This window comes from Methanobrevibacter arboriphilus (genome assembly GCF_019669925.1).
Classification (GTDB): Archaea; Methanobacteriota; Methanobacteria; order Methanobacteriales; family Methanobacteriaceae; genus Methanobinarius; species Methanobinarius arboriphilus_A.
The window spans coordinates 568,147-580,361 of sequence record NZ_AP019779.1; the positions used below are offsets into that span (position 1 = coordinate 568,147).

General features: G+C 24.8%; 11 protein-coding genes. 7 read left to right on the top strand and 4 right to left on the bottom strand.

Annotated elements, in window-relative coordinates:
• The first annotated feature begins 62 nt into the window (after window positions 1-62).
• From thpR to MarbSA_RS02350, 6 genes are all read left to right on the top strand, one after another.
• Window positions 63-638: an RNA 2',3'-cyclic phosphodiesterase gene (thpR, locus tag MarbSA_RS02325; protein ID WP_221061771.1), complete on the top strand. Its 576-nt coding sequence runs from the start codon at window positions 63-65 to the stop codon at window positions 636-638.
• Window positions 639-1,099: 461 nt separating this feature from the next.
• Entirely contained in the window at window positions 1,100-2,536 is a 1,437-nt protein-coding gene (gene cca / locus MarbSA_RS02330; protein WP_221061772.1) for a CCA tRNA nucleotidyltransferase, read from the top strand.
• Between the two features lie 661 nt (window positions 2,537-3,197).
• Window positions 3,198-4,265, top strand: coding sequence for an NAD(P)-dependent alcohol dehydrogenase (locus MarbSA_RS02335; RefSeq protein WP_221061773.1), 1,068 nt, complete (start codon window positions 3,198-3,200; stop codon window positions 4,263-4,265).
• 183 nt (window positions 4,266-4,448) lie between these two features.
• Window positions 4,449-4,745, top strand: coding sequence for a putative quinol monooxygenase (locus tag MarbSA_RS02340; protein ID WP_054835782.1), 297 nt, complete (start codon window positions 4,449-4,451; stop codon window positions 4,743-4,745).
• A 525-nt stretch (window positions 4,746-5,270) separates the two neighbouring features.
• Entirely contained in the window at window positions 5,271-6,809 is a 1,539-nt protein-coding gene (locus MarbSA_RS02345) for an MATE family efflux transporter (protein WP_054835117.1), read from the top strand.
• A gap of 149 nt (window positions 6,810-6,958) precedes the next feature.
• The gene (locus tag MarbSA_RS02350; RefSeq protein WP_054835116.1) at window positions 6,959-7,261 is read left to right on the top strand and encodes an STAS domain-containing protein; all 303 of its coding nucleotides are present in this window, start codon (window positions 6,959-6,961) and stop codon (window positions 7,259-7,261) included.
• A 424-nt stretch (window positions 7,262-7,685) separates the two neighbouring features.
• Here MarbSA_RS02350 and MarbSA_RS02355 read toward each other — a convergent pair whose 3' ends face one another.
• The 4 genes from MarbSA_RS02355 to MarbSA_RS02370 all read right to left on the bottom strand — a co-directional run bounded on the left by MarbSA_RS02355 (window position 7,686) and on the right by MarbSA_RS02370 (window position 11,016).
• Window positions 7,686-8,132, bottom strand: coding sequence for a hypothetical protein (locus MarbSA_RS02355; protein WP_221061774.1), 447 nt, complete (start codon window positions 8,130-8,132; stop codon window positions 7,686-7,688).
• A gap of 246 nt (window positions 8,133-8,378) precedes the next feature.
• Window positions 8,379-9,089, bottom strand: coding sequence for an InlB B-repeat-containing protein (locus MarbSA_RS02360; protein WP_244987908.1), 711 nt, complete (start codon window positions 9,087-9,089; stop codon window positions 8,379-8,381).
• Between the two features lies 1 nt (window position 9,090).
• On the bottom strand, window positions 9,091-9,330 hold the full coding sequence (locus MarbSA_RS02365; RefSeq protein ID WP_221061776.1) for a hypothetical protein: 240 nt from the start codon (window positions 9,328-9,330) through the stop codon (window positions 9,091-9,093).
• 327 nt (window positions 9,331-9,657) lie between these two features.
• On the bottom strand, window positions 9,658-11,016 hold the full coding sequence (locus MarbSA_RS02370) for a hypothetical protein (protein WP_244987909.1): 1,359 nt from the start codon (window positions 11,014-11,016) through the stop codon (window positions 9,658-9,660).
• Between the two features lie 358 nt (window positions 11,017-11,374).
• On the opposite strand from MarbSA_RS02370, the gene MarbSA_RS02375 reads away from it, so the two are divergent.
• Window positions 11,375-11,983, top strand: a complete 609-nt coding sequence (locus MarbSA_RS02375) for a TetR/AcrR family transcriptional regulator (RefSeq protein ID WP_221061778.1) — start codon at window positions 11,375-11,377, stop codon at window positions 11,981-11,983.
• The last annotated feature ends 232 nt before the right edge of the window (window positions 11,984-12,215 follow it).

Genomic DNA, 12,215 nt, shown 5'->3' on the forward strand with positions numbered 1-12,215 from the left:
ATCAAAGGTTAATTATAACTTTTAAATAAAAAGTTATGGAATTAAAGTATATATGTGAAATTATGGTGGCAAAACAACGTTGTTTTTTAGCTATAGATATAGATTCAGATTTAATTCAAAATATAGTAAAAGTTCAAGAGGAATTTAAAAACACGAATAACAATGTAAAATATGTAGAAGAGGAAAATCTACATTTTACGCTTAAATTTTTTGGAGATATAGATAAAGATAAAATTTTTGAAGTTAAAAACTGTATTTTAAAGGTTTTAAATGAAATAAACTTTAAAGATAATTTTTCAAATGAAATATCTATCAAAGGACTTGGGACTTTTCCAAATAAAAATTATATGAAAGTATTGTGGGTTGGATGTGAAAATAGTGAGTTTATAACTAAACTACACGATGCATTAGATTTAGAATTTAAAAAAATTGGATTTAAATTAGATAAACAATTTAAAACTCATATTACCATTGGAAGAATAAGGAATCTAAAGGACAAAAATGAATTTAAATCAAAAATAGAAAAATTAGAAAATTTTGAAATTGGAAACATGAATATTGAAAAAATATCTCTAAAAATAAGTGAACTCACACCAAAAGGTCCAATTTATTCTAATATTAAAGTTTTCGAACTTTAATACTTTAATTATTTATATCTTAATTATATCTATATTAATAAATATTTATATTATTATTCATATTATAATTTATACTATAATTTATATTATAATTTATTAGTATAATATAAATTAGTATAACTATAATATTATATTGATAAAATTATTAGTAATCCATTGATATAGTTGTTATTGTTATTATTATAATTATTACATATATTATTAAAAATATTATTAATTATTATTAAAAGTATTATAAATACTAAGATTATTATAAACATTAAAATTATTATAAGTATTATAAATATTAGTATATAATAAAATCAAATTAGTATTAATATTAGTATTACTACAATTATTAGTATTATTATAAATATTATGATTATTATAATTATTAATGGTATTAATGGTATTAATGGTATTAATGGTATTAATAACATTATTAGTATTTATATAAATACATATCTTTATTAAGTGATTTTATGAACTATAAGGAAATATTAAAAGAAATAAAACCAAAAGAATCAGAAATAAAAAAGGTTCATGAAATTGCTAAAGATGCAATAAGCTACATTAATAAAATAGCTAAAGAAGAAGATATCAATGTTGAAGCAAAACTTGTTGGTTCAATAGCTAAAGGGACATGGTTATCTGGAAGTTCTGATATTGATATATTCATTAATTTCTCACTTGAAGAAGATGAAGATTATTTAAAAGAAAAAGGTCTTTATTTAGGACATAATTGTAGCGAACATCTAAATGGAATAGCTGAAGAACATTATGCATCCCATCCTTACCTTACAAGCCATATTAATGGTTATTATGTTGATTTTGTTCCATGTTATAAGATAAAAACTGCTAAAGAATTAAAATCAGCAGTTGATAGAACAATACTCCACACAAACTATATTAAAAAACATTTAAAAAGTGAAAAACAAAAAGATGAAGTATTACTTCTTAAAAAATTCATGAGTGAAGTTGGAGTTTATGGATCTGAGTTTAAAGTTGGTGGATTTGCAGGTTATCTTTGTGAAATGCTAATACTTAGATATAATACTTTTGAAGAGACTCTTGAAGCAGCAGCTAATTGGAAAAATAAGACAGTTATTGATTTAGAAGATTATAAAACAGATAAATTGTTTAAAGATCCCCTTATAGCTATTGATCCAACTGACAAAACACGAAATGTTGGAGCTGCATTAACAAAAGAAAGGATGTCTGAGTTTATAATAGCTTCAAGAAACTTCTTAAATTCTAATGAAGCCGATAAAATAAAATTCTTTTATGGAATTGATAAAAAAGAAACTTTTGAAGAAAAAATGTCTGAAAAAGAAATACATGATCAGATTAGTCCTTATGAGTTATATAAACAATTTAAGGATAGAAAAACTAAAACAATCACGATAAAATTTAATATTCCAGATATTTCTGTTGATTCTATTCATCCTCAACTTAAAAAAACCCAACAGTCAATTGAAGAAAAATTAGAAGATAACGATTTTTCAGTTTTTAAAAGTGATTATTGGACTGATGAAAAGAAAATAGGAGTTTTTATATTTGAGTTAAGTGTTTACAAGCAAAGTAAATATTATATTCATGAAGGTCCTAGAGTTTGGGATAAAAAAGCATGTGAAAACTTTATAAAATCTCATGGTGAAGATTATTATATTCTCGAAGATAAACTTGTTTTAAATAAAGAAAGGCAATTTAAAACTGCAAAGAATTTTATCAAAAGTGTTTTAACAAAAGAGAATATCCATATTATAAAGGTAGGGAAGAATATGAAGGGACTTTTAATAGACACATACACCTGGCAAAGTATCAAACACCTACTAAAAGATGAAAGTTTAAAAGAAAACACAGACTTTTTAAAATTTTTAGAAAACTTTTTAAATCCAGGACAGCTATTAAAAAGATAAAATTTATTTTTTACTTTAATTAATAATTTAATTAATAGTTCAACTAATAATTTAACTAATAATTGTATTAATTATTTTATTAATTGTTTTATTAATGATTATTAATTATTTTATTTCTAATGTAATTATTATTTAGCTATTTTTAATATAATATTGTTTTTTTGCTTATTTAAAATATTAAGAGATTAATATATTAGGATAGTAAGATAGCAATATATTAAAATTAAAAATATTAAAATATTAGCTTTATAAATAATTGAATAATCCATATTATCATATATCTTTTTATTTATCATATATTTTTTATTTAATATTATTATTACTAAACTTAAAAATAATATTATTAGAATATTAAGAATTATTTAGAAAAGTATTTATGTATTAATACTATATCAGTATTAATGAGTATTGATGGCATTTAATGTCAAAAATCAATCAAATATTAAAAATATCAAAATATTATTAGTTATACAGATTATGTATCTCTACTAATATTGAAGATATTCGAAACAAATTAATTGAAATACAACTAATACTAAAATCTAATTTGAAGAGTATTATAATACAATATATTATTCTGTTTCCTTATTCAAGAAAGCAATAATAAAGCGATAGAATTTTAAGTGCCATAATACCATTTGTATACATAATAGGTGATATAATGAAAGGATTGGCAATGTTAAGAATAGGTGAAATTGGATGGATTGAAAAAGATAAACCTGAAATAGGTTCTCGTGATGCACTGGTAAAACCATTAGCCCTTGCTCCATGTACATCAGATATACACACTGTATGGGAAGGTGCAATAGGAGATAGACACAATCTTATATTAGGACATGAAGCTTTAGGTGTAGTTGATGAAGTTGGAAGTGAAGTAAAAGATTTTAAGCCAGGAGATAGAGTAATTGTTCCAGCTATAACTCCTGATTGGGATGATGAAGCAGCACAAAGAGGATTTTCCTCACAAACAACTGGACCATTAGGAGGATGGAAATTCTCTAACTTTAAAGACGGAGTCTTTGGAGAATATTTCCATGTGAACTTAGCAGATGCAAACCTGGCACATTTACCTGAAGGGATGTCTCTTGAAGCAGCTGTTATGATACCTGATATGTTATCTACTGGGTTTATGGGAGCTGAAAATTCTAATATCCCAATGGGAGGAACAGTAGCAGTATTAGGAATTGGACCTGTTGGATTATCAGCTATTGCTGGTGCAAAGCTACAAGGTGCAGGGAAGATTTTCGCAGTTGGAACTCGTCCCAAAGCAATAGAGGTAGCTAAAGAATATGGTGCAACCGATATAATATCATATAAAGAAGGACCAACAGATGAACAAATATTAGAAGCAACCAGTGGAAAAGGTGTTGATTCAGTTATTATAGCAGGAGGAGGACCAGATATAATACTAGATGCTGTTAGAACTGCAAAAGCAGGATCTATAGTTTCAAATATCAATTACTTTGGAAGTGGAGAAACTTTACCTATCTGTCGTGAAGGATGGGGTTTCGGAATGGCAGATAAAGATTTTGCAACAGGATTATGTCCTGGTGGAAGAGTCAGAATGGAAAGATTAGCTGATATAGTATCTTACGGAAGAATGGATCCAGGACTAATGGCAACACATGTATTCCATGGATTTGATAAAATTGAAGAAGCATTACTCCTAATGAAAGAAAAACCAAGAGACTTGATAAAACCAGTAGTTATAATTGATGAAAATATGTAATATAAAAAATATAAAACATGTATAAAAACACTTACGAAAAGTTTCATTAAATGGAGGTTTGAGAATAAAAGGGCTAAATTTAGATTAGATAGAAATAAAAACATTAAATACTATGGTAGTTTGTAGAAAATACAAAATTACCATATAACTTTTATTATAGAATTTTATTATAGGTGAATAAATATGATTATAGTATTAGCTAAAATAGTAGCAAAAGAAGGTATGAAAAATAATATTATTAAAGAATCTAAAGAACTAATTAGAAAAACACGAAAAGAAAAAGGATGCGTAGAATATAATTTATATGATCAATTAGACGAGGATAATTCTCTTTTATTTGTTGAAAAATGGGAAAATAAGGATTGTTTAACTTCTCATTTAAATCAAGTTCATTTCACTAAATTTGGTGAAGCTATAGAAGACTATTTAGCTAAAGAATTAGAAATTTCAGTTTATTCATCAGAACCAACAAATCTATAAAAGTTATTATTTAATACATGGTTTTATTAGATTTTTTATTACACTTTTTTAGATTTTTTTATTTTATTAATTATTACCATCTTAATTCTAATCTTACTGATTATTCATATTTTATTAATTATTTCTCTTTTTAATAGTTAATTACCTATTTTTAATTCTTAATTGTTTATTTATACCATTTTAAATATTTCTAAAACATTTAGATTGTATTTTAATAATTCATTTTTATTTTCTATATAGTAAATATTTTTTATTTATTAGTTTATATATAACTGGTAAATATATATATATATATATATATATATTATGTTTAAGTTTATATTTTTTATGTTCTTTTTTATATTTTTTATATAGATAAGTTTATATTAAAGATATTAATAAAATAAAAAAGTAGAGAATATTCACTACTATAAATAATTATATTAAAATTTTAAAAATTATAGAAATTAGTTAAAAATATTGGTTTAAAACATTTTATATTTAAAAAAAGTAGCGAATATTACAAATTATTTTGAAAGTGATAAAATGGCAGACAATCAAATATCTAAATCATATGAACAAGTCTATGATCAATTATATGCAACCTTAAACTATGATCCACAAGGAAATCAACAATTATTTCAGTTAGTAAATGATTATTTAGGTTTCATATTTCTAGGAACACCTTTAATGCTCTTATCATTGGGATTTAGTTATTTTATCCGTGCTGAAGGAAAACCTAATTTAGCTACAATGGTTTTTATAGTTGCAAATGTAGTGAATGTCATAATGGATGTTGTTTTTATAAAATATGCCAATATGGGAATTATGGGAGGTAGCTTAGCTACTCTTGTAGGATACTGCTTTGGAATGATCTTAGTAATAAGATATTTAATTTCAAAAGATAGGGTTACAAAGTTCACAAATAAAATAGAGAATATATTTAAAACATTGAAATCAATTTTTGTATTAGGACTTTCTCCTGCATCTGGACAAATATTCATGTTTTTAAAAATATTAATCATCAACTCCCTTGTAATAATAACACTGGGTAGTTCTGGTGCTGTTGCAATGGCAACCTGTTTTGATGTTCTTTTAATTGTATCAATATTAGTAGCTGGAGTTTGTGAAACATTTTCTCCAATTGTAGCTGTTCTTTATGCTGAAAAAGATAATAATGCAGTAAAATTCGTCATGAAACACTCTTTTAAAATAGCTATTATCATTAGTATGCTTATTACAATATCTATAATAATTTTACCTAATATAATAGTCCAGATTTATGGAATTACAGGTTCTGAAAATATTAGTGCAACAATTGATGCTTTGAGAATTTTTTCATTAAGTTTTGTTGGTGTAACCATAACTTTTATTATGCTCTTTTATAATCAAGCTATTGGACAAAATAAATTATCTTTTTTAATTTCTATTTGTGAAGGTTTATTAATATTAATTCCAGTAGCATATATTCTTAGTAATATCATTGGAATATATGGAATTTGGATTTCATTTTCAATAGCTGAAATTACAACAATACTAATAATACTAGTTTCAGTTAAAATCATTTCTTCAAAATCTAAAGGTAAATATAAAGGATTTTTATTATTAGAAAGAAGTGATGATTTTGAAATATTTGATTTGACAATAAAAGGTTTAAATGAAGTTATGGATTTATCTGAAAAAATTATAGATTTTTCTGAAAGTAAAGGCTTGAGTGAAAAAACATCAGTGTATTTAGGTATGGCTATTGAAGAAATCCTTGTAAATATTATTAACTATAACAATAATCAAGATAATAACCAAAATAATTTGATTAATAATAGAAAGAAAGCAAATAATAAAAAGAAACATACCTTTAATAAAAAGAAAAAACTAGATTTCATAGATATTTTAATAAAAATAGGGAAAAGAGAAGTAATATTATCTTTCAAAGACTCTGGTATTGAATATGACCCAACAGTCCAGTCCGATGATGTTCAAGAATTTGATAATATAACTGTACTCAAAAAAATTTCCGATAAAATAAGTTATAGTAGAATTTTAGGATTAAATAATACCATAATAACCATTAAAAAAACCAACTAAAAAAGCTATTGATAAAATTAGCTAATCAAAATTATATTATAAAGCTTACAATTAAAAAAATATTTAATACATTAGCTAAAATAAAATTCAATTAAAGAATAATCATTTAAAACAATGAACAATTTAAATCAAAATAAAGAGGAATTAAAATGAAGATAAATAAAATATTAAATGGATCTGAATTGTTAGTTGAATTATCAGGAAGATTAGATACAAATAGTTCTCCAATCTTAGAAAACGAATTGAAGAATAATTTAAACAATGTAAAATTATTAATCTTTGATTTTAAAGAATTAATGTACATATCAAGTGCAGGACTCCGTGTTATTCTTTCCACTCAAAAAATCATGACAAAACAGGGAGATATGGTTATTAAAAATCCAAATGAGTTAATCATGGAAGTCTTCGATGCAACTGGATTTACTGATATTCTAATTATAGATAAGACTTAGACTATTCTTTATATATTTAACAAAAAATGAAAAAGTATATAGATACGACAACACTTCCAATTTTGCGATCGAGGGCTCAAATCCCCTAACCCGTTTATTGCTTTTTGTTTTTAGAATATATTTTTTTAAAAAGTTTTTAAATAATATCTCATCATCTTTAAACGAGTATTAAAAATATTTGTTATTTATGGGCTTTTAACCTAGTTTTGAAGGGTTTAAGACCCCTAATAGTTAGATCACGAGTTCAAATCTCGCCAAGTCCGTTAACTACATTTTAGCATGATAAACACTTAATAGATTACTAATTTTTAGAATATCTCAATTATTCTTACAGAAACTATTAATAAAACTGTTAGATTTAAAGTAACTATTAATTTAAAATGATGGAAAAATTAAATTAAGTTATTGAAAAAAAATATAAAATTTAAGATTTATTCTTTAGAACATGATTGTTAATATATGAAATGAATTCATTGACAAAATAATGTTTTAAAAAAAAGCGCTTGACGAAAGGAGGCGTAATTATTAATTCATTACCATCTACTACTTTAATTAGAATTTCACTAGTGATTTTTGTATTGTATACATTGATTATATTTTCCCAAATTATTTTCATCTGCTTGTTTTTATGACTAGTTTGATGAATAACTATTCCATTATTGTCAACTCTAAAATTAACATTTATTTTATGAGCCAATCTATCTACAGCTAATGCATCAAAAGGATTCATTCTTATTCTACTATACAATGTTGATATAGATGGGTCATGAAGGCTATTTTCAGAGCATTCTATTGTTCCCTCCCATCCATTTTTCATTATTTTTAAAAAAATATCATAGGACATTGTATATCTTACTCTAATTTTTAACATTTAATAAAACAAAAATATTTTTAAATTAATAATACTTCATATAGTCAAATAATTTTCTAGAACTTTTTTAAAGTTTAATTTTTCTTTCATTGTTCATATTATCAAAATTTTAATTTGTATTTTTATTAATGTAAGTATTGTAATAACTCTTTAGCTTTTGGAGTTAGTTTATATACACCAGATCTTTTAGCTTTAAGATTTAAAACTTCGACCAAATCTATTTTTTAAGTTTTTTAAGAACTATAATTAATTTTTATAATATTTAGTTCCATAAGCAAGCTCTTCAAAATACTTACCTTTCTCATCAGTACCAAAACGATATTTCATTGTTCCTAAAGGTTCTGCATAAGGTTTCCAAGCTGACCAAGATCCCCCATTAATCCTTGATTGGCCAACTCGATTAGACATATAAATAGTACCACCAGATTCACTCCACACTCCTTTACCATATGTCTCCAATTTAAGCGAACCTTCCATAATAATTAATTGCGTGAATGTTCCATCATTTGCAAAAGAATACATCATTGAGGCAGAACTAGAAACCATCCACCAATCACCAACTAATGCTTTTTCAGAGGCGGTCAAAGTTCTGTTTGTGGTGGAAGTTCCTTTTTTCCAATGTGCATAAACTATCATGTTTTTTGCAGACATTTTGGTTGTGGTAGCTACTTTTGTTCCACCAGATTTTTTTGTATACCAGCCTGTGAATATATATCCAGATTTAGTAGGTTTGGGTAAGATCCCAAAAGCTTTGGTTCTAGCTACTTTCTTAGATTTAGTAGTTACTTTTCCACCATTAGGATCAAAAGTTAGAGTATATTTTTTTAACCATTGCGCATAATAAATAACTTTCTTTTTTGGTATTGTATTTTTACTTATCTTTATTCCACCAGATTTTTTTGTATACCATCCTTTTAACACATAATCAGTACGTTTTGGTGATTTAGGAAGTTTTATCTTAGCTCCCTTTTTTACTGTGGTGGTTTTTGTTTTTTTTTATTCCAAACTTGCCACCATTCCCATTCCAAATTATTTGATTACTTGCTGCTTTTGCTATAACCACATTACTATTACTATTGTCAGTACCTTTTACACTTGTTTCATCTGCACTTATCCCAAATACTGTAGTAGATAGTACTGAAAATAACATTACAGAACCTATTAGTACTACGAAAAGTCCTTTTGTTGTTTTATTCATATTTCATTCTCCTTAAAAAGTGAACCAGTACATCACCATTAATTTTCCATTTGTTCTTTTTTTTCTACAAAAATTCAATGAATATTATACAATAAATAATTATAGCATAACACAATATGATAAAAGTTATAGTATATACTAATAATTAATATTTTTAAAATAACTATATTTAAACATTTCTATAAAAACTCTTTAAAATTAAAAATATCAAAAAGAAGGAGAAATAATAAATATAACAATTATAAGAAAAAATAAAAATAAAAATAAAAGATAAAAAATAAAAGAATAAGGAATAGAAAATAAATTATCCCCTGAAAAAATAAAATTTTATTGTTTTCTGTAGATTAATCCTAAACTTGTTAAAAGCACTAAAATTATGGCAATTATTGGAATTCCTGTTTCTTTCATAGTAGCATTAGCTACTGGATTATTACTTGAATTATCAGTATTATTATTAGGTTCAGGAGGTTCAGGAGGTTTTGGTGGTACTGGTGGTATTGGTTCAGTAGCTAATATAGTAAAACCTTGAGTTTCATAATCTAACGTAGTTGAGAAGTTTGAAACTTTAGAATCTAACTCAGTAGTTAAAGACTGGCTATTTCTACCATCAATAGTCTCAATCAAAACACCATTTTTAAATATATCTACCTCAAAGTATGGGAAGTATAAACCTGCATTAGCATTATTGCTTGTACCATTCAATACAAAATAATAATTATAATCTAAAATATCTCCAATTTCTAAAGTATTATTTAAAACACTAGTATTTAGAATCATAGTGAAATAATTACCTAGATCAAAATCAGTTACATTAATAGGATTATTAGAACCCCACCAATTATAATCAGCAGTGGAATTACCATCACTACGAATAGTAAAATTCTGACTATCCTTATTATCAACTAATATAGAATAACTTATATACAACGTACCTGCGGGACCTATGATTATAGCTCCACCAACATCAGCAGTGTTATTCCTAAATATAGATCCTATAATAGAAAGTTGTCCTTGAGATATAATAGCTCCTCCAAGATCACTAGCACTATTATTAATGAATGTTGAATTTATAATACTCATATTCCCATAATTAACAATTGCTCCACCATCATCAGCAATTCCATTTGAAAAAATTGAATTATTGATATAGCTTCTTCCCCTTGGGTCATTGAAAATAGATCCTCCTTGAGGAGCATAGTTTTCATCGAACACACAATTGTTTGCATTGAGTATACCATTATTATAAATAGCCCCTCCATAACGTCCTGCTTGATTACCAGTTAAAACACAATCAGTCATAGTGACTGTACCTAAATTATAAATAGCTCCCCCAAAAAAATCAGGAGAATTTGCAAAACCGTTTTTTAATGTAACATTAATCAAAGTTAAAGTTCCAGTACCTGTAACATTGAATATACTATATAAATTACTTCCATCAATTATAACAGTATTTGATGGACCATTTCCTTTAATTGTAACTGATTTATTAATAACTATCTGAGTATTGTTATTCCCAGAGTAAACTCCAGGATCAAGAATTATTGTATCACTTGGATCATTTGTTATTGCTCCATTAATCCCCCCAGCAGTAGAATTATCAATCGTGGTCTCAGCTGCTGAAACTGAAGTCAAACAAAAACAAAAAGCAAATAAAACTATCAAGAATATGCTTAATTTTTTAAACATCACTCTTTTTCACCCCCATTACAATAAATAAACAAATAAATACTGTTTTTAGAACAAAAAGATTAGTTTATATTGAATTTATTATTCAGGGAGAGAACATATTAAAGTCAATTTTTTATACTAATCTTTTCATTCAAAGTCATATTCTTAGATTTAATTTTTATAAAAAATTAAATCTTAATCTATTGGAACGAAAATTCGTTCCAATTATGACTTGTTATAATCTTGTTTATTCATGTATATAAATGTTTTTATTTGTACTAACTGGATTTTTATTTAAAATTTGTGAATTACAAATAGCATAATATATAAGTATTGTTTAACTATATAATTATCATATTTATTCGGGGAGATCATAATGAATACAAAAAATAAAATTGTTGAAGTTACTTTTTTATTATCTATGGAATATGGATATGATAATGTTTCTATAAAACAAATTAAAGAAAAATCTGAAATCGCCGCTAGTTCTATTTATCATCATTACAAAAATAAGGATGCTATTTTGTCTTATATGATACAAAAATACTTTGTAGAAAAAGTCACAGAATTAAAAAAAAGTTGTTATGAATTTGAAGGCTCATTTATTGAAAAATTAAGGTTTATCTATTATCGTTCTATAGGCATTGATATTCAGAATAATAAGAAATCTATTCAAATAATAAATGGCGAAACAATTGATTATAAAAAATACTATTTAATGCTTAATAGTATTTACCATCAACATCCAGAATATAGAGATTTATTTGATAATGTGACTCATAATGTAATTCGCATTTTTAAAGAATCAGTTGATGAATTTATATATAAAAAAGAATTAGATATTAACATTAGTCCAAATAAGATGGCTTTATTTCTTTTTACCAATATTAAAGGATTTATAAACTTATGGATGACTCTATCTGATAGTGATGTAGATGAGATTATAGATGCTAATCTTGAAGCTATAAAACAAATAATAAATTAATTTTTTCAATTTTATTATCTTTTTAACACTAAATAATTTATGCATTGAAAAAATAAGACACATCTATAATTATAACTACTTCTGAAGAGTAAAGAATACAATAATGTATTTTAAAATTTTTCAACTTATTAGAATTTTTTAATATTATTTATGATAATAATAAATAAAATAATTGTCAAAATTAGAATAAAAAAATACAAATTAAAAAACTATGGAAAAATTTTTATAAATA

Excerpts from the sequence above, each read along its gene's own strand:
- MarbSA_RS02350 (WP_054835116.1), top strand. The coding sequence starts at position 6,959 with ATGAAGATAAATAAAATATTAAATGGATCTGAATTGTTAGTTGAATTA.
- MarbSA_RS02355 (WP_221061774.1), bottom strand. The coding sequence starts at position 8,132 with ATGTTAAAAATTAGAGTAAGATATACAATGTCCTATGATATTTTTTTA.
- thpR (WP_221061771.1), top strand. The coding sequence starts at position 63 with ATGGTGGCAAAACAACGTTGTTTTTTAGCTATAGATATAGATTCAGAT.
- MarbSA_RS02340 (WP_054835782.1), top strand. The coding sequence starts at position 4,449 with ATGATTATAGTATTAGCTAAAATAGTAGCAAAAGAAGGTATGAAAAAT.
- MarbSA_RS02370 (WP_244987909.1), bottom strand. The coding sequence starts at position 11,016 with ATGTTTAAAAAATTAAGCATATTCTTGATAGTTTTATTTGCTTTTTGT.
- MarbSA_RS02345 (WP_054835117.1), top strand. The coding sequence starts at position 5,271 with ATGGCAGACAATCAAATATCTAAATCATATGAACAAGTCTATGATCAA.
- cca (WP_221061772.1), top strand. The coding sequence starts at position 1,100 with ATGAACTATAAGGAAATATTAAAAGAAATAAAACCAAAAGAATCAGAA.
- MarbSA_RS02365 (WP_221061776.1), bottom strand. The coding sequence starts at position 9,330 with ATGAATAAAACAACAAAAGGACTTTTCGTAGTACTAATAGGTTCTGTA.
- MarbSA_RS02335 (WP_221061773.1), top strand. The coding sequence starts at position 3,198 with ATGAAAGGATTGGCAATGTTAAGAATAGGTGAAATTGGATGGATTGAA.
- MarbSA_RS02375 (WP_221061778.1), top strand. The coding sequence starts at position 11,375 with ATGAATACAAAAAATAAAATTGTTGAAGTTACTTTTTTATTATCTATG.